Origin of the sequence: Prauserella flavalba, assembly GCF_003202235.1 — a bacterium.
Taxonomy (GTDB): domain Bacteria; phylum Actinomycetota; class Actinomycetes; order Mycobacteriales; family Pseudonocardiaceae; genus Prauserella_A; species Prauserella_A flavalba.
In genome coordinates, this window is sequence record NZ_MASU01000005.1 from 340,565 (window position 1) to 357,715 (window position 17,151).

Genomic DNA, 17,151 nt, shown 5'->3' on the forward strand with positions numbered 1-17,151 from the left:
CGGATGCGCGCCCGCTGGCCGCCGGTGGTCCTGGCGCTGCCGCTGGCATTGGCGGTGCCGGTCATCGATGCCGCGCCCGCGCGGCCGGAGCAGGCGTTCGCGTGCTCGATGCTGCGCGTGGAGACGGACTGGCTCGGCGACGGGTCACGGCTGAGCCGCGTGGATCTGCCCGGCGGGGAGGTCACGCCGATCGGTGTGCTCGACGTCCGGGTCAACGCCATCGGCTACTCCCGCGAGCAGGAGCTGGCCTACGGCGTGTCCGGCGGCCACGTGGTGACGTTCGACCGCCTCGGCGACCTCACCGTCGCCGGGGAGCTGCCGGACGCGCCGGGGGGTGGCGGGCCGGTGCGGCCGACGTCGGCCGCGGTGAGCGGGGCCGGCTGGTACCTCCTCGACGACGAGGTTCTGTACACAGTGGACATCGATCCGGCGAGCCCGGACTACCTGCGCGTGACCCAGGCGATGCCGCTGGTCCCCGGCGACCTAGCAGGCGAGTTCGACGACATCGACGACATCGACTTCGACCCCCGCACGGGCCTGCTGTACGGCGTCGCGGCGGACTACCCGCGCAGTCGCGTGGTGCGGATCGACCCGGGAAGCGGCGCGGCGTCCGCGGTGCCGGGGCTCGCGCTGCCACCGAGCACCGCCTACGGCGCCGTGGCGCTCGGCCCCGACGGCGTGCTCTACGCGACGGCGAACGTGGCCGGCGGACGCAGCAGGCTCTACCGCGCGGAGCTGGACGGAACGGGGAAGGTCACCGAGCTGTCGAGCGGGCCGGTGCTGCGTGGATCGGACGCGACGGCGTGCCTCGTGATCCCCGGGCCCGACCCGGCGCCCCCGGTTCCGCCCCCGACGACCCGCCCCGCACCGCCGACCCCGGAACCGCCGCCCCCGGAGCCGCCCCCGGCGCCGCCGCCCTCACCCCGTCCCGCGCCGCCACCCGTCCCGCCGCGGGAGCAGCCCCCACCGTCACCCCGGGAGCCGCCTCAGTCGCCACCGCTCGCGGCACCGGAACCCGCTCCGCCCGCGCCACCGCCCGCCGCGGCACCGCCCCCGCCACCGGAGGAGCAGGCGCAGAGCGACGACCCGACCCCAACAGAGAAGAAGCGACGCTGGGCGCTGACGATGCTGCTGATCGCGTTCGGCGCGGGAGCCGCGGCCAGGAGCATGCGGCGCCGCTAGGCCGCGTCCGACGATCCCGTTGCCGGCCGCGCGGTGCTCGGTTCGTGCGAGACGCCCGCGCCCGGGGCATGCGCTGGCGGAAGGTCCGAGTCCGTCCGCGCGCGCGGGCCTTCCGCCGTCTAGCGAGGCTCCACGCTGATCCCGCTCGCACGGCAGAGGATGACCGGACACGGCCTCGCGCCGAGGCGTCAGAAGCGGCGCTTGGCGTCCGCCGCCGCGGCCCCGGTCATCAGCTTGTGCAGCAGCCCGATCAGGGTGGTGCGCTCGTCGGGGCTGAGCGTGTTGGCCCACGCCTGCTCGCGCTCGTTGTGTGCCTGGTAGTCCTGGGTGATGGTGTCGTGCCCGGCCTCGGTGAGGCTGAGCAGCACCGCGCGGCGGTCGTGCTCCGCCTGGCGCCGCTCCACGAGCCCGGCCTTCTCCAGTGTGTTCACCAGCGCCGACACCGCGGCGCGGCTCATGCCCGACAGCTGCGCGACCCGCTTGGACTCCAGCGGCCCCGCGAGCCACAGCACGAACAGCACCCGGAAGCCCGGCCAGCTGAGTCCCCGCGGCCGGTGCACCGCGGACTCGAGGTCGTAAACGAGCGCGCTGGTCAGGCGGTGGAGCGTGAGCACGAGCCGCATCGCCTCGGGGTCCACGGCGCCGAGCTCGCTGGTCGTCTTGGTCACCGCGAAGTCCACGAACGACAGGAAGTCGAGCTCGTCGGGTCCGGCGGGGTGCGCGGTCATGGCGTTCAGGCTAGCCCTTCCCTTTCGGGGGCAACGGCGTTACGCTCACCCAGAAGGAGATAGTCAAAGCTTTGATCAAAGGAGGGGCTCCATGTCCCAGAAGGCTTTCGCATCGTCGGCGGACCTGGGGGAGAAGGAGCAGACGCTCGAGGTCCTCGCCGACGGCGTCTACGCGCTCACCGCCGAGGGCGACCCCAATGTGGGAGCGATCGAGGGCGAGGACTTTCTCGTCTGCTTCGAGGCGATGGCCACGCCCGTCGCCGCCCGCGAATGGCTCGCGAAGCTGCGCGAGCACACCGACAAGCCGGTGCGCTACCTCGTGCTCTCGCACTACCACGCCGTGCGCGTGCTCGGCGCCTCCGCGTTCGACGCCGAGGTGATCGTCGCGCACGAAAACACCCGCGCCCTCGTCGCCGAACGCGGCAAGGAGGACTGGGAGAGCGAGTTCGGCCGCATGCCGAGGCTCGCCAAGCAGGCCGACTCGGTGCCGGGGCTGACGTGGCCGACGCTGACCTTCTCCGACCGGCTCACCATCGAGCTCGGCGGCGACCGCGGCGACCTCGTGCTGCAGTACTGCGGGCGCGGGCACACCGAGGGCGACATCGTGGGCTGGCTGCCGAAGCAGCGGATCCTGTTCGCGGGTGACCTCGTCGAGGCGCAGGCGGCGCTCTACACCGGTGACGCCTTCCACCGCGACTGGGTGGGCGGCACGCTCGACCGGGTCAAGGAGTTCGGCGCCGAGGCGCTGATCGGCGGGCGCGGCGCGGTGAGCCGGGGCCGCGAGGCCGTGGACGAGGCGATCGAGCAGACCCGGCACTTCCTGCGGGTGATGATCGACGAGGTGGGTGCCGTGCACGCGCGCGGCGGCACACTCAAGGAGGCCTTCGAGAACGCCCACGCGGCACTGAACGAGCGCTACGGCCGGTGGCCGATCTTCGAGCACTGCCTGCCCTTCGACGTGTCGCGGCTGTGGGACGAGCTGTCCGGCGTCGAGCGGCCCGTGATCTGGACGGCCGAGCGGGACCGCGAGGTCTGGGACCAGCTGCAGGGCTGATGATGAGCACCATCGGCTCAGCCGACCCCGTCATCGTCGTCGGGAACGGCCCCGTCGGGCAGACCGCCGCGCTGCTGCTCGCCCGCTGGGGGATCCCCGTCGTGCTCCTGGACCGCCGTCCCGAACGCGACCCCATCGGTTCGAAGGCCATCTGCCAGCAGCGGGACGTGCTGGACGTGTGGGAGACCGTGGGCGCGGGCAGGCGCATCGCCGCCGAGGGCGTCACCTGGACCACGGCGCGCACGTTCTACCGCGATCACGAGCTGTTCGCCCTGACGCTGCCCGACCACGGCAGCTCGTGCTTCCCGCCGTTCGTCAACGTCTCACAGGCGCGCACCGAGCAGATCCTCGACGAGCGCATCGCCGCCGAGCCGCTGATCGACGTCCGCTGGAGCCACGACGTCACCGGCCTGGAGCAGGACGAGAACGGCGTCGACGTGCGGTGCGCCAACGGGCGCGCATTGCGTGCCTCGTACGTGCTCGCGTGCGCTGGTGCCCGCGGGGAGGACATCCGGGCGCTGCTCGGCGTCTCGTTCGAGGGGCACTCCTTCGACGACCGGTTCCTCATCTGCGACATCCGCACCGAGCTGCCGGGCTGGAGCACCGAACGGCGGTTCTACTTCGATCCACAGTGGAATCCCGGGCGGCAGGTGCTCATCCACCCGTGCCCCGGCTCGACGTTCCGCATCGACTGGCAGGTCCCCGGCGACTACGACCTCGCCGCCGAGGAGGCCGACGGCAGGCTCGACCGGCGCATCCGTGCGATCATCGGCGACCGGGACTACGAGATCGTGTGGAAGTCGGTGTACCGCTTCCACTCGCGGGTCACCGACCGGATGCGGTGCGGACGGGTGCTGCTCGCCGGGGACTGCGCGCACCTGGTGGCTCCGTTCGGGGCGCGGGGGCTCAACTCCGGGGTCGCCGACGCGGAGAACGCGGCGTGGAAGCTGGCGTTCGTGCTGCGCGGCTGGGCACCGGAGTCGCTGCTCGACTCCTACCACGCGGAACGGCACGCGGCGGCGCTGGAGAACCTGGACGTCACCAGCGCCACGATGCGGTTCCTCGTGCCGCACGACGCCGAGCAGCACGCGCACCGGAGAGCCGTGCTGGACCGCGCCGTCACCGACCGGACCGCATGGTCCGAAGTGGACTCCGGAAGGCTGGCGGAGCCGTTCTGGTACACCGAATCGCCGCTGACGACGCCGTGCTCGGGCAGGCCCTTCACGGGCAGGCCGCCGCGCGGCACGGTGCCCCCGGCGGGGCCGGGCACGATCGTGCCCGACGGCCCGGTCCGGGTCGAGGGGCGCGACACCCGGTTCCGGGAGCTCGCCCGCGACGGCCTGCTGCTGCTCGCCACGCCCGGTGCGGACGTCGCGGCGGCCGCCGCGGCCGCCAAGTCGTGCGCCGCGCCCGTGCGCGTGCTCGAACTGGCGGCGATCGACCATACGGGCGCGCTCGCCGGGGCGTTCGGAGCCGACGAGGGCGAGGTGTGGGTGATCCGCCCGGACGCGCACGTCGCCGCCGTGCTCACCGACCCAGGGGCGGTGGAACCCGCCCTGCACCGCGCCCTGGGCTGACCCTGTCCGCAGTGAAGGCCACCATGCCTGCGCCCACCCGTCTCCCCCCCCCCGCCACCCAAACGGAGACGCTGCGCGCCGCTGTGTTGGTTGAACGCAGTGAAGGTGGCCTTCACTGCGGATGGGCATCAGCGGGGGAGGCGGCGCCAGAGGGGGCGGGGCAGCAGGCGCAGCACGCCGAACGCCAGGCGCAGGATCCCCGGCACCCACACCACGTCGCGGCCCTTGCGCAGCGCGGCGACCGTCGCATCGGCCACCCGCGCGGGGGTGGACGAGAACGGCGCGGGTGACATGCCCTCGGTCATCCTCCCGATCACGAACCCCGGCCGCACGAGCAGCAGGCGCACCCCGCTGCCGTGCAGCGCGTCGGCCAGCCCGCTCGCGAACCCGTCGAGCCCAGCCTTCGCGGAGCCGTACACGTAGTTCGCCCGGCGCACCCGGATCCCGGCCACCGAGGAGAACACCACGAGGTTGCCGCCGCCCTGCGCGCGCAGCAGGTTCGCCAGGTGCGTCAGCACGCTCACGTGCGCGGTGTAGTCGGTGTGCACGATCGCCAGCGCGTGGCTGGCGTCCTGCTCGGCCTTGCGCTGGTCGCCGAGGATGCCGAAGGCCGTCACCACGGTGTCGACCGGGCCGTGCCCGGTCATGATCGCGCCGAGGACCTCCTCGTGCCCGGCGACGTCGTCGGCGTCGAACTCGACACGGGTCACCGTGGTGGCACCGGCCTCGCGCAGGGCCGCCTCCTCGGCGTCGAGGTCGGCGCTGCGCCGCGCCGCCAGCACGAAGTCGCGCGCTCCCTGTGCCGCGAGCCTGGTGGCCACCGCGAGGCCGATCTCACTGCGCCCGCCGAGGACGACAATCGTTCCGCTCATGCCGTGCAGTGTGTCAGTGAGGCGCTAGACGGGCCTCGGGATGGTGCACAGCACCTGCGCGAGCCCGCTGTCGTCGGGCTCCACCGCCGACTTCTCGGACACCACGACGCCGTCCACGCGGATCGCGCACCGCACCGGCGTGCCGTCCGGGCGCGCGCTCGCCGCCGCCACCCGGATCCCGAGGTAGCCGTCACCGCCCGCGTGTTCGGTGAAGGAGTGGTCGAACGGCTTGCCGCGCAACGCGACCTGCGTCCCCGACGAGCCGCGCGCCACGCGCATCAGCGTGTCGTCGGGGCCCGACACCACGATCCGGATCTCGTGCGCCGGCGCGGCGCGCTGCGGCGCGGCGACGGGCCTGCGCTGCACCGGCGCGAACGCCGTGCTCGCCACGCCGGCCGCCAGTACGGCGACGGCGATCAGGACGGCGAGTACCGCGCGCACCACTCGCGCGCTCCCTTCGCTCGGGGGCCAGGTCCACGGATTGTCGCATCCGCGGGGACGGATTCATCCTTGGCGTGTCAAGGAGTCCACGTGAGGGTGACGATGTCGTCGCCGGACGAGCCGAGGTCGCGTTCGCTCGTCGCGCCCGCCTCGCGCAGCGCCTCGGCCACCTCGTGCCGCCGGGCGCGGGGCAGGCACAGCCTGCGCCGCGTGACGTCGGTGAGCGTCGCGAAGTCGGGATGGGCGGCCGAGGCCGACCGCTCGCGCCGCCAGTGCGACACCTCCGGCTCGATGCCCAGCTCGCGGAGCACGGCCACGGCGTCGGTCGCGGTGGGTCCCTCGGGGCGGACGATGCCGTGGAAGCGCAGCCACAGCTCGTTCAGCGAGGTCAGCGGGTGCGCCTCGGCCAGCTCCACCACCACGAGCCTGCGCGCGTGCGCGGTGAGCGCCGTGAGGAACGGGACGACGTCCGGGACGTTGTAGAGCACGTGGTGGCACACCACGACGTCGGCGGGCGGAACGTCGGCCGCGACGCCGGGCCAGTCGCCCTGGACCTCGCGCGCGGCCACCCCGAGCGCATCCGCGCGACGGCGGAACTCCGCGAGCAGCCCCTCGTCCTGGTCGACGGCGGTGATCAGCGTGCTGCGCGCGGCGAGCGGCAGGCTCGCCGCGCCCGCTCCCGCGCCGACGTCGAGCACGGTGCCGGGCGGGTCGAGCGCCCGCCACGCGGCCGGGAACGACGCGCCCTCCGGCTCCGCCACGAGCACGTCGGCGCGCCGGGAGAAGACGTGCCGGGGCAGCACCCACGGCGAGTCCTCGGCCTGCCCGAGGATCTCCTCCGGGATCCGCCATGCCTGCAGCTGCTCACGCCAGTGCCGGGTCGCGTTCATCGAGCGACACTCTAGGCCGTCTACGATCGGCCCATGTCCGACCGGCTCTACTTCCGTCAGCTGCTCGCGGGGCGCGACTTCGCCGTCGGCGACCGCGTCGCCACGCAGATGCGCAACTTCGCCTACCTGATCGGCGACCGCGAGACCGGCGAGGCCGTGGTGGTCGACCCGGCCTACGCGATCGACGACCTGCTCGGCGTCCTCGCGGCCGACGGCATGCGGCTCACGGGCGTGCTCGCCACCCACCACCACCCCGACCACGTCGGCGGCGACCTCATGGGCTTCTCGCTGCCCGGCCTCGCCGAGCTGCTCGCGAAGGAGCAGGTGCCGGTGCACGTCAGCGGTGCCGAGTCGGAGTGGGTGCGGCGCACCACCGGCGTCTCGGGCACCGATCTCGTCGCGCACGACCACGACGACCAGGTGGACGTCGGCGCGATCGGCATCCGGCTGCTGCACACGCCGGGCCACACGCCGGGCAGCCAGTGCTTCCTCGTCGGCGGGCGGCTCGTCGCGGGCGACACGCTGTTCCTCGAGGGCTGCGGGCGCACCGACTTCCCCGGCGGCGACTCCGACGCGATGTTCCGCAGCCTGCAGTGGCTCGCCGGGCTCAGCGGCGACCCGGTGGTGTACCCGGGGCACCTGTACTCGGCCGAGCCCTCGGCGCCGCTGTCGGACGTGCGGCGCGACAACTTCGTGTTCCGTGCGAGCTCGCTCGAGCAGTGGCGCGCGATGTTCGGCTGAGCCCGGCGCTCAGCGCAGGCCGAGGCGGCGCTCGACGGCGATCTCGATGACGACCCGCCGCGGGTTCACGCGCGGGACGCGGTAGCGCTCGGCGTAGCGGGCCTCGGCGTCCCGTACCGACTCAGGGTCGTCGCGCACCACGGCCCTGCCCTCGAGTGTCGACCAGCGCCGCCCGTCGACCTGCGTGACGGCGACGCGCGCGCCGCCCGCTCCCGCCGCCCGGACGTTGCGTGCCTTCACGCTGCCGCCGGAGCAGATCACCCTGGCGACCTCGAACGCCTCGTCCACGGTCACGCCCACGGGCACGACATGCGGGCTGCCGTCCGCGCGCAGGGTCGTGAGCGTACCCAGGTGGCGCTCCCGCCAGAACTCGATCAGCTCGTCACTCGGCATGCCGCACAGCGTACTGGCCTGGGAGCGCTCCCAATTCTGATCACTGCATCACTGTCAGGTCGGTGCAGGTGCCGAGGTAACGCAAGGACAACAAGGGGTTGACACCCGTACGGGGGAGGAGCAGGCTCCTCAACCAACTGGGAGCGCTCCCAGTTTCGTCCCCGCCAACCCAACGAGGGGTTACCGTGCGACACCGACGCAGACACGTACTCGCCCTGACCTCGATCCTCAGCGCGGCCACGCTCCTCGCGGCCGCGTGCGGTGGTTCCGGCGGCCCGGAGTCCTCCGACGGCCGGATCGAGCTGACGATCGGCACCTTCGGCGAGTTCGGTTACGAAGGGCTCTACGCCGAGTACGAGCGGCTCCATCCGAACATCACGATCACCCCGCACAAGACCGGGCAGGGCGGGCCGTACCACGAGGCCCTGTTCACCAAGCTCGGCGCTGGCTCCGGCCTCGACGACGTGATGGCGGTGGAGGAGGGCCACCTCTCCGACGTCCTCGCCAAGTCCAGCCGTTTCCACGACCTCGCCGACCTCGGCCCCGCCGACGTCAAGCCCGACCGCTGGCTCGACTGGAAGTACCAGGCCGGCCTCGACAAGCAGGGCAAGCTCGTCGGCTACGGCACCGACATCGGACCGCTCGCCATGTGCTACCGCAAGGACCTCTTCCAGCAGGCAGGCCTGCCCACCGACCCGCAGGAGGTCAAGTCCCTGTTCGAGAGCTGGGACAGCTACTTCGAGGCGGGCGACCGGTTCGTGCGGGAGTCCGGTGGCACCGCCTGGTTCGACTCCGCCGCGCAGCTCTTCAACGCCATGCAGAACCAGCTCCAGACCGGGTTCTTCGACCGCTCCGACACCCTCGTCGTGGAGAGCAACCCGGCGATCAAACAGAACTGGGACAAGGTCACCGCCGCCGTCGAGCGCGGCCAGTCGGCGGGGCTCGTGGCGTTCAGCAACGAGTGGAACAGCGGCTTCAAGAGCTCGGCCTTCGCCACCAAGACCTGCCCGTCGTGGATGCTCGGCGTGATCGAGGAACAGGCGGGCCCCGAGCACGCGGGCCAGTGGGCGGTCACCGACGCGTTCCCCGGCGGTGGCGGCAACTGGGGCGGCTCCTACCTCACCGTGCCCACCCAGAGCGAGCACCCGGAGGAGGCCGCCGCGCTCGCGGCGTGGCTGACCGCGCCCGAGCAGCAGATCAAGGCGTTCAAGGCCAAGGGCGTGTTCCCCAGCCAGGTGCAGGCGCTGGAGTCGCCGGAGCTGCTGGCCGCCACCAACGACTACTTCGGTGGCGTCAAGGACGGCGAGCTGTTCGCCACCCAGGCCCGCAAGGTCGGCCACGCGCAGTACAAGGGTCCCGGTGACGGCAAGATCCAGGAGAACGCCGTGGCCCCGGCACTGCAGGCCGTCGAGCAGGGCGCCTCGCCGGACGAGGGCTGGCGGCAGTTCGTCGACGCCTCGGCGCAGATCGCCCGGTAACGGTGAGTACCGAGCTCGCCGCCGCCACGGGCGCGCGGCAGGGGGACGAGCCCACCGGCCCCGGGCCGGTCCGGTCACGCTCGACGTGGCGGGACCGGCTCGGCCGGTGGGACGTCAAGTACTCCCCGTATCTCTACGTCGCGCCGTTCTTCGTCATCTTCGGCATCGTCGGGCTGTTCCCGCTCCTCTACACGGCGTGGGTGTCGCTGTTCGACTGGGACCTGATCGACGACAACCCGTCGTTCATCGGGCTGGAGAACTACGCCGCGCTGTTCGGCGACGCGCAGTTCTGGAAGACGCTGGTGAACACGTTCAGCATCTTCCTGCTCTCCAGCGTGCCGCAGGTGATCATGGCGGTGCTGCTCGCGGCACTGCTCAACACCCGGCTGCGGGCGCCGACCGGCTGGCGGGTGGGCATCCTGATGCCCTACGTCGCGAGCCTCGTGGCGCTCGGCATCATCTTCGCCAACCTCTTCGGGCCCAACTACGGTCTGGTGAACGGGATACTGGAGACGGTCGGCCTCGACCGGGTCGACTGGCAGGCCGACCGCTTCGCCAGCCACGTCGCGATCGCGATCATGGTCAACTGGCGGTGGACGGGCTACAACGCCCTCATCGTGCTCGCGGCCATGCAGGCGATCCCGAAGGAGCTGCACGAGGCTGCCGTCGTGGACGGGGCGGGCCCGGTACGCCGCTTCTTCAGCGTCACCCTGCCGTTGCTGCGGCCCACGCTGATCTTCGTGGTGGTCACCTCGACGATCGGCGGGCTGCAGATCTTCACCGAGCCGAAGCTGTTCGACGCCATGCCGGGCTCGAACAACGGCGGCTCCACCAACCAGTTCCAGACGATCACGCTGTACATGTACCAGTCGGCGTTCGAGCGCGAGGACCTCGGCTACGCGTCGGCTGTCGCGTGGGTGCTCTTCCTGATCATCATCCTCGTCGCGCTGGTCAACTTCTTCCTCACGCGGCGGATCGCGACCACGGGGGAGGACCGCCGATGACCGTGTTTCCCGCCTCGCTGAGGCGGTCCCGCTCCGCCGGTGGCGGCGTCGGCCGCGCGAACATCTGGGTGTACGGGCTGCTGACCGCCTTCGTGCTCGGCTCGATCTTCCCGTTCTACTGGTCGTTCCTCGTCGCCAGCAGGGACAGCTCGATGCTGACGGAGAGCATCCCGCCGCTCGTGCCCGGCGGGAACTTCTTCGCCAACGCCCAGCAGGTGTTCGACCAGGTCGAGTTCTGGCGCGCCCTGGGCAACAGCGTCGTCGTGGCCGGCACGGTGACGATCTCGACGGTGTTCTTCTCGACGCTGGCCGGATTCGCCTTCGCCAAGCTGCGCTTCCGCGGCCGCAACGCGTTGTTCGTGCTCGTCATCGCGACGCTCGCGGTGCCGACGCAGCTCGGCATCATCCCGCTGTACATGGCGATGGCGGAGTTCGGCTGGGCCAACGAGCTGCAGGCCGTGATCGTGCCGAACCTCGTCACCGCGATCGGGGTGTTCTGGATGCGCCAGTACACCGTGGAGGCGGTGCCCTACGAGCTGATCGAAGCGGCCAGAATGGACGGTTGCTCGATGATCCGCGTGTTCTGGCACGTGTGCCTGCCGGCGGTGCGGCCGGCGGCGGCGTTCCTCGGCATGTTCACGTTCATGATGTCGTGGAACGACTTCCTGTGGCCGCTGATCGCGCTCAACGCCGAGAACCCGACCGTCCAGGTGGCACTGGAGAAGCTGCAGAGCGGCTACTACGTCGACTACTCGCTCGTGCTGGCCGGCACCACGCTCGCGACCATTCCGATTCTCGTCGTGTTCCTCGTCCTCGGCCGCCAGATCGTGGCCGGGATCATGCAAGGCGCTGTGAAGGGGTAGACCGTGACGATTGTCCGTGCCGACGCCGAGCCCGCTCTGCCCTCGGTGGCGTTCCCGAGAGACTTCGTCTGGGGCGTCGCGACGGCGGCGTATCAGATCGAGGGATCCACCACAGTGGACGGACGGCGTCCGTCCATCTGGGACGCATTCTGCGAGCGGCCGGGCACGGTCGCCGGGGGCGACTCGGGCGAGCCGGGCGCCGACCACTACCGCCGGATGGCCGAGGACGTCGCGCTCATGGCGCGGCTCGGGGTGCGCGCCTACCGGTTCTCGATCGCGTGGCCGAGGGTGCGCCCGGACGCCGGTGCCGTGAACCCGGCGGGCCTCGACTTCTACGAGCGGCTCGTCGACGAGCTGCTGCGCGCGGGGATCACGCCGTGGGCCACGCTGTACCACTGGGACCTCCCGCAGGCGCTGGAGGAGCGGGGCGGCTGGGCCTCGCGCGACACCGCCCACCGCTTCGCCGACTACGCCGACGCCGTGCTGGGCAGGCTCGGCGACCGGGTCGGGACGTGGACGACGCTCAACGAGCCGTGGTGCTCGGCGTTCCTCGGCTACGGCTCGGGCAGGCACGCGCCTGGCCGCACCGACCCGTCGTCGGCGGTCGCGGCGGGGCACCACCTGCTGCTGGCGCACGGGCTCGGCGTCGCCGCGATCCGCGAGCACGCCCCGGCGGCGCGGGCCGGGCTCACGCTCAACCTCTTCCCCGTGAACGTCGCCGACCCGGCCAGCGAGGCCGACGCCGAGGTGCGCAGACGGATCGACGGGCTGCAGAACCGGTTCTTCCTCGACCCCGTGCTGCGCGGCGAGTACCCGGCCGACGTGCTCGCCGACCTGGAGCCCTACGGCCTTGGCGGGGTGATCGACCCCGGCGACCTCGACGTCGTCTCGGCTCCGCTCGACCTGCTGGGCGTCAACTACTACCGCGACCTGTACGTGTCGTCGATCCCCGACGAGCACTCGGGGCCGCCGTCCGAATGGGTCGGCGCCGAGTACACGGGCTTCCCCGACCGCGACCTGCCGCACACGGACTCCGGCTGGGTGGTCAACGCGGGCGAGCTCACGGGCCTGCTGGTGCGCCTGCACGAGGAGTATCCGCGGCTGCCGCTCTACGTCACCGAGAACGGGGCCGCGTTCCCCGACCGCGCCGGCGCGTCCGGGATGGTCGAGGACCACGACCGGATCGCGTTCGTCGAGGCCCACCTCCGCGCCGCGCACGCCGCGCTCCAGAAGGGCGTGGACCTGCGCGGCTACTTCTACTGGTCCCTACTGGACAATTTCGAATGGGCGGAGGGCTACGCGAAGCGGTTCGGACTGGTGCACGTGGACTTCGCGACCCAGCGCAGGACCCCCAAGGCGAGTGCGTCATGGTACTCGCGGGTGATCGAGGACAACGGCCTACAGGAGAACGATGATCGAGCCCGGTGACGCGGCCATCGACGACCGGGGAACGCCCACGCTCGAGGCGGTGGCGCGGGCGGCGGGCGTGTCCCGCTCGACGGTCTCGCGGGTGATCAACGAACTGCCCGGCGTGAGCGGCCGCGCCAGGGAGGCGGTCAACCGCGCGATCGAGACCTTGGGCTACGTGCCGAACGAGGCCGCGCGCAGCCTCGTCACCCGGCGGACCAACTCGATCGCGCTCGTGGTATCGGAGCCCGGCGACCGCGTGTTCGGCGACCCGTTCTTCGCGGGCGTGCTGCGGGGCATCCACGCGGGGCTGTCCGGCAGCAAGCGGCAGCTCGTGCTGATGCTCATGGCCGAGGACGACGACGGCGAGCAGCTGGAGAAGTACCTCACCAGCGGGCACGTCGACGGCGCGCTCGTGGTGAGCATGCACGGCAGCGACCCGCTGCCGGGACGGCTCGCGGCGGCGGGCCTGCCGGTGGTCGCGGGAGGGCGGCCGCTCGGCAGCACCGCCGTGCCCTACGTCGACTCGGACAACTTCACCGGTGGCCTGCTCGCCGCGCGCCACCTCGTGGAGACCGGCCGCACGCGCATCGCCACCATCGCGGGGCCCGGCGACATGGCGGTGGGCATCGACCGGCTCGTCGGCTGGCGGCGCGGGATGTCCGAGGCGAGGCTGGCCCCGGACGCCGTGGTGCACAGCGACTTCTCGGTCGAGGGGGGCGCGGCGGCGATGGCCGAGCTGCTCGACCGCCACCCCGGTCTGGACGCGGTGTTCGCGGCCGCGGACATCCTCGCGGTCGGCGCGCTGCGCGAACTGTCCGCCCGCGGCGTGCGTGTCCCGGACGACGTGGCCCTGATGGGCTTCGACGACTCCGTCTTCGCGACCACGGTGACGCCGGCGCTGACCACCGTGCGCCAGCCCGTGGAGGAGTTCGGCCGCACGATGACGTGGCGGCTGCTGGCGCAGCTGGCGGGGGAGGAGCACCTGCCGCCGTCGATCCTGCTGCCCACCGAGCTGGTGGTCCGCGAATCTACGGGAGGACCCCGTCGGCGATGAACGTGTCGGGGTCGGCGACGATCGTGTGGACGGCCGCCGTCGCCGCACCGCGCACGGCCGCCTCGGTGCCGAGCGGTGAGCGGAGCACGCCGATCGGCTGCCACGGCGCGCTCAGCACCCGGCCGGTCAGCTCGGCACGCAGCGGCTCGCCGAGCCACGGGAACAGCCGCGCGTAGGTGCCGCCGAGCACGACGGCGGGCACGTCGAGCAGGTTGAGCACGCTCGACAGGGCCGTGCCGAGGGGACGCGCCGCTGCCCTGACCGCGGCGGCGGCCTTGCGGTCGCCGTCCTCCAGCCTGTCCAGCAGCGTGGGCAGGTCGGCGGCGCCCGCCCGGCCGAGGATCGCGTCCTGCCCGGCGAGCCGTTCGAGGCAGCCCCTCGCCCCGCACGAGCACAGCGGACCACGTGAGCTCACCGGAAAGTGCCCGAGCTCGCCGCCGAAGCCGCGGGTGCCGTGGTAGAGCTCGCCGTCCAGCACGATCCCGGCGCCGATGCCGATCTCCCCGGAGACATGCACGAAGTCGCGCAGCCCGTCGTGCCCGCCGGCGCGCAGCTCGGCGAGCGCGGCGAGGTTGGCCTCGTTACCGACGAGCACCTCCGCCTCCAGTCCCGTGCGGCGGCGCAGCTCGGCCGGCACGTCGACGTCCCGCCAGCCGAGGTTGGGCGCTCGCCGCAACAGCCCGGTGGACGCCTCCACGAGCCCGGGCACGGCGACCCCGACGCCGCCCACGGTCACGTCCCGCGCGGCCGCCTCGCCGAGCGCTGTCCGCACGGCCTTCGCCACGCGGGTGAGGACGCGGCCCGCGGGCTGGGCGCGGTTGGCCGATGGCGAGACGGCGGACCAGCGGACCTCGCCGGTGAGGTCCACCAGGCACGTGGCGACGTGGTCGACGGCGATCTCCACGCCGAGCCCGTGCGGGCCCTCAGGGGACAGCGACAGGGAGGTGCCGCGTCTGCCCGGCCCGGCGCGGTGCTGCGGGCCCTGCTCCCGCACGAGCGAGGCGGCGGCGAGGCGGTCGACGAGGGTGGAGACGGTGGCCTTGGTGAGCCCGGTGCGCGCGGCGACGCCGGCGCGGGACAGGCCGGGGGAGTCGGCGATGGCATCGAGCACGAGGGCGCAGTTGTGCCTGCGGACGGTGTGCTGGCCTGCGGGCTGTGGCATCGGTCGATGATAATCGTTCACCCACTGAACGAAATCCTTGACCTCGCGGCGTGGCGGTCGATAAGTTCAGTCGCCAAACTATTGCGGCTTCCTGGAGGACATCGTGGTCGTGCAACCCCGTCGCGAGGACAGGTTCAGCTTCGGGCTCTGGACGGTCGGCTGGCAGGCCGTCGACCCCTTCGGCGGTGCCACGCGCGCGCCGCTCGACCCGGTGGAGGCGGTGCACAAGCTCTCGGAGCTGGGCGCATGGGGCGTCACATTCCACGACGACGACCTGATCCCGTTCGGCAGCAACGATTCCACGCGGGAAGAGCACATCAAGCGGTTCCGGGCCGCGCTCGACGACACCGGGCTCGCGGTGCCGATGGCGACGACGAACCTGTTCGGCCAGCCGGTGTTCAAGGAGGGCGCCCTCACCAACAACGACCGCGACATCCGCCGGTACGCGCTGCGCAAGGTGATGCGCAACATGGACCTCGCGGCGGAACTGGGCGCCTCGACCTACGTGCTGTGGGGCGGCCGCGAGGGCTCGGAGACGGACGCGGCGAAGGACGTGCGGGCCGCGTACGACCGCTACCGCGAGGGCATCGACACGCTCGCCCAGTACGTGCTCGACCAGGGCTACGAGCTGCGGCTCGCGCTGGAGCCGAAACCGAACGAGCCGCGCGGCGACATCTTCCTGCCCACGATCGGGCACGCGCTGGCGTTCATCTCGCAGCTGGAACACCACGAGCTGGTGGGCGTCAACCCCGAGGTCGGGCACGAGCAGATGGCGGGGCTCAACTTCGTACACGGCATCGGGCAGGCGCTGTGGCAGGGCAAGCTCTTCCACATCGACCTCAACGGGCAGCGCGGGCCGCGCTACGACCAGGACCTGATCTTCGGGCACGGCGACGTGCTCTCGGCGTTCTTCCTCGTCGACCTCCTCGAGCACGGCGGCTACGACGGCCCGAGGCATTTCGACTACAAGCCCCTGCGCACCGAGGACGCCGAGGGCGTGTGGGCCAGCGCGGAGGCGAACATGAGGAGCTACCTGCTGCTGCGGGAGCGTGCGCGTGCGTACCGCGCGGACCCGCGCGTACAGGAGGCGCTGGCCGCCTCGCGGGTGCCCGAGCTGGCGACGCCGACCCTGTCGCCCGGCGAGACGCCGGCCGACCTCCGCGCCGACCGTACCGCTTTCGAGGGCTTCGACCCCGAGGCGGCGGGCCGCCGCGGTTACGGCTACGCCGCCCTCTCGCAGCTGGCCTTCGAGCACCTGGTCGGAGCCGCCTGAGCCGCGAGTTGCCCCTTCGCGGCCGCGCGAGTCGTGCGCCCAGAACCGCGAGTCGTGCGCTCAGGCACGCGAGTCGTGCGTTCGGGACGCCGAGTTGTGCGTTCGGGGCCGGTGGCTCGCGTTGCGCGGGGGTGCGGCGTGCCGATGCGCCGCGTCTCCGCCTGCGGGAGCGCACGACTCGCGAACCGGAGTGCACGACTCGCGAACCGGAGTGCACGACTCGCGGTCCGGAGTGCACGACTCGCTGTCGGGAGCGCACGACTCGCGCGTCAGGGGAGGGTGCGCGACAAGGCCAGCGCCGCCGTGCGCACGGCGGGGGCGACGCGGTCGAGCCGCAGGCGGTTGGTCCACCCCGACAGTGAGAGCGCGGCGCGGGCGGTGCCGTCGGCACCGCGCAGCGGGCTCGCCGCGCACACCACGCCGAGCCCGGACTCCTCGCGGTCGTAGGCGAGCCCCTCCTCACGGACCCGGGCCAGTTGCCTGTGCAGGATGCCCGGCGCCGTCACCGTCCGCTCGCTCACGCGCGGCAACCCCGCCGCCAGCACGGCGTCCACAGTGGACTGCGGCGAGAACGCCAGTATCGCCTTGCCCACAGCGGTCGCGTGCGCGGGGAACCGGCCGCCGACGCGCGACGGCAGCGCGGGCGCGTCGGGGCCGCGCAGGATGTCGAGGTACACCACCTCGGTACCTTCGAGCACGGCGAGGTGCACCGTGTTGCGCGTGGCCTCGCGCAGATCCTCCAGGTACGGCCGCGCCGCGTCGACGAGGCCCCGCTGGCGCACCGCGAGCTGGCCGATCTCGAACAGCTTCAACGCCAGCCGCACACCCGTTCCCGAGCGCTCCAGCAGGCCCTGGGTCACCAGATGCCCCGTCAGCCGGTGGACGCTGGACTTCGGCAGGCCCGTCCTGCGCGCCAGCTCCGAGACCCCCAGCGCGTCGTCACCGGGCGAGAAGGTGGTCAGCAGCGCCGCGAGCCGGGCAGCGGTGGACGCATCCGAGTCGTTCCGATCAGCGGGACACATACATTGA

General features: G+C 72.4%; 17 protein-coding genes. 10 read left to right on the forward strand and 7 right to left on the reverse strand.

The window, feature by feature from the left end:
• The first annotated feature begins 3 nt into the window (after positions 1 to 3).
• A complete protein-coding gene (locus tag BA062_RS08920) occupies positions 4 to 1,182 on the forward strand; it encodes a DUF6923 family protein (RefSeq protein WP_110335592.1) in 1,179 nt (392 codons plus the stop codon).
• A gap of 188 nt (positions 1,183 to 1,370) precedes the next feature.
• On the opposite strand, the gene BA062_RS08925 is transcribed toward BA062_RS08920, so the two are convergent.
• On the reverse strand, positions 1,371 to 1,910 hold the full coding sequence (locus tag BA062_RS08925; RefSeq protein ID WP_110335593.1) for a MarR family winged helix-turn-helix transcriptional regulator: 540 nt from the start codon (positions 1,908 to 1,910) through the stop codon (positions 1,371 to 1,373).
• A 91-nt stretch (positions 1,911 to 2,001) separates the two neighbouring features.
• On the opposite strand from BA062_RS08925, the gene BA062_RS08930 reads away from it, so the two are divergent.
• Positions 2,002 to 2,964, forward strand: a complete 963-nt coding sequence (locus BA062_RS08930; protein ID WP_110335594.1) for an MBL fold metallo-hydrolase — start codon at positions 2,002 to 2,004, stop codon at positions 2,962 to 2,964.
• Positions 2,964 to 4,541 (forward strand): FAD-dependent monooxygenase, encoded by a 1,578-nt coding sequence (locus BA062_RS08935; protein ID WP_245959739.1) that lies wholly within the window; start codon positions 2,964 to 2,966, stop codon positions 4,539 to 4,541. The genes BA062_RS08930 and BA062_RS08935 overlap by 1 nt, the downstream gene beginning before the upstream one ends.
• Before the next feature lie 128 nt (positions 4,542 to 4,669).
• On the opposite strand, the gene dprE2 is transcribed toward BA062_RS08935, so the two are convergent.
• The 3 genes from dprE2 to BA062_RS08950 all read right to left on the reverse strand — a co-directional run bounded on the left by dprE2 (position 4,670) and on the right by BA062_RS08950 (position 6,744).
• Positions 4,670 to 5,413, reverse strand: a complete 744-nt coding sequence (gene dprE2, locus BA062_RS08940) for a decaprenylphospho-beta-D-erythro-pentofuranosid-2-ulose 2-reductase (RefSeq protein ID WP_110335596.1) — start codon at positions 5,411 to 5,413, stop codon at positions 4,670 to 4,672.
• 24 nt (positions 5,414 to 5,437) lie between these two features.
• Complete coding sequence (locus BA062_RS08945) at positions 5,438 to 5,857, reverse strand: hypothetical protein (protein WP_110335597.1); 420 nt, start codon at positions 5,855 to 5,857, stop codon at positions 5,438 to 5,440.
• Between the two features lie 74 nt (positions 5,858 to 5,931).
• The gene (locus BA062_RS08950; protein WP_110335598.1) at positions 5,932 to 6,744 is read right to left on the reverse strand and encodes a class I SAM-dependent methyltransferase; all 813 of its coding nucleotides are present in this window, start codon (positions 6,742 to 6,744) and stop codon (positions 5,932 to 5,934) included.
• 33 nt (positions 6,745 to 6,777) lie between these two features.
• Here BA062_RS08950 and BA062_RS08955 point away from each other — a divergent pair, with 33 nt between their 5' ends.
• Positions 6,778 to 7,485, forward strand: a complete 708-nt coding sequence (locus BA062_RS08955) for an MBL fold metallo-hydrolase (RefSeq protein ID WP_110335599.1) — start codon at positions 6,778 to 6,780, stop codon at positions 7,483 to 7,485.
• A gap of 9 nt (positions 7,486 to 7,494) precedes the next feature.
• Here the strand turns inward: BA062_RS08955 and BA062_RS08960 are convergent, their stop codons facing one another.
• Positions 7,495 to 7,878, reverse strand: a complete 384-nt coding sequence (locus tag BA062_RS08960) for a TIGR03618 family F420-dependent PPOX class oxidoreductase (RefSeq protein WP_110335600.1) — start codon at positions 7,876 to 7,878, stop codon at positions 7,495 to 7,497.
• Positions 7,879 to 8,102: 224 nt separating this feature from the next.
• On the opposite strand from BA062_RS08960, the gene BA062_RS08965 reads away from it, so the two are divergent.
• Genes BA062_RS08965 through BA062_RS08985 form a run of 5 tightly spaced genes read left to right on the forward strand, consistent with a single transcriptional unit; the run spans position 8,103 to position 13,687 of the window.
• Positions 8,103 to 9,356: an ABC transporter substrate-binding protein gene (locus BA062_RS08965; RefSeq protein WP_425452909.1), complete on the forward strand. Its 1,254-nt coding sequence runs from the start codon at positions 8,103 to 8,105 to the stop codon at positions 9,354 to 9,356.
• A gap of 2 nt (positions 9,357 to 9,358) precedes the next feature.
• On the forward strand, positions 9,359 to 10,360 hold the full coding sequence (locus BA062_RS08970; RefSeq protein WP_110335601.1) for a carbohydrate ABC transporter permease: 1,002 nt from the start codon (positions 9,359 to 9,361) through the stop codon (positions 10,358 to 10,360).
• On the forward strand, positions 10,357 to 11,223 hold the full coding sequence (locus BA062_RS08975; RefSeq protein ID WP_110335602.1) for a carbohydrate ABC transporter permease: 867 nt from the start codon (positions 10,357 to 10,359) through the stop codon (positions 11,221 to 11,223). The genes BA062_RS08970 and BA062_RS08975 overlap by 4 nt, the downstream gene beginning before the upstream one ends.
• A 3-nt stretch (positions 11,224 to 11,226) precedes the next feature.
• Entirely contained in the window at positions 11,227 to 12,651 is a 1,425-nt protein-coding gene (locus BA062_RS08980; RefSeq protein WP_245959740.1) for a GH1 family beta-glucosidase, read from the forward strand.
• A complete protein-coding gene (locus BA062_RS08985; protein ID WP_110335604.1) occupies positions 12,635 to 13,687 on the forward strand; it encodes a LacI family DNA-binding transcriptional regulator in 1,053 nt (350 codons plus the stop codon). Before BA062_RS08980 ends, BA062_RS08985 begins: the two co-directional genes overlap by 17 nt.
• On the opposite strand, the gene BA062_RS08990 is transcribed toward BA062_RS08985, so the two are convergent.
• On the reverse strand, positions 13,662 to 14,849 hold the full coding sequence (locus tag BA062_RS08990) for an ROK family transcriptional regulator (protein ID WP_110335605.1): 1,188 nt from the start codon (positions 14,847 to 14,849) through the stop codon (positions 13,662 to 13,664). The genes BA062_RS08985 and BA062_RS08990 overlap by 26 nt on opposite strands.
• 103 nt (positions 14,850 to 14,952) lie before the next feature.
• On the opposite strand from BA062_RS08990, the gene xylA reads away from it, so the two are divergent.
• Positions 14,953 to 16,122: a xylose isomerase gene (xylA, locus tag BA062_RS08995; RefSeq protein WP_110335606.1), complete on the forward strand. Its 1,170-nt coding sequence runs from the start codon at positions 14,953 to 14,955 to the stop codon at positions 16,120 to 16,122.
• Between the two features lie 269 nt (positions 16,123 to 16,391).
• Here the strand turns inward: xylA and BA062_RS09000 are convergent, their stop codons facing one another.
• A complete protein-coding gene (locus BA062_RS09000) occupies positions 16,392 to 17,144 on the reverse strand; it encodes an IclR family transcriptional regulator (protein WP_110335607.1) in 753 nt (250 codons plus the stop codon).
• Positions 17,145 to 17,151: the final 7 nt, after the last annotated feature.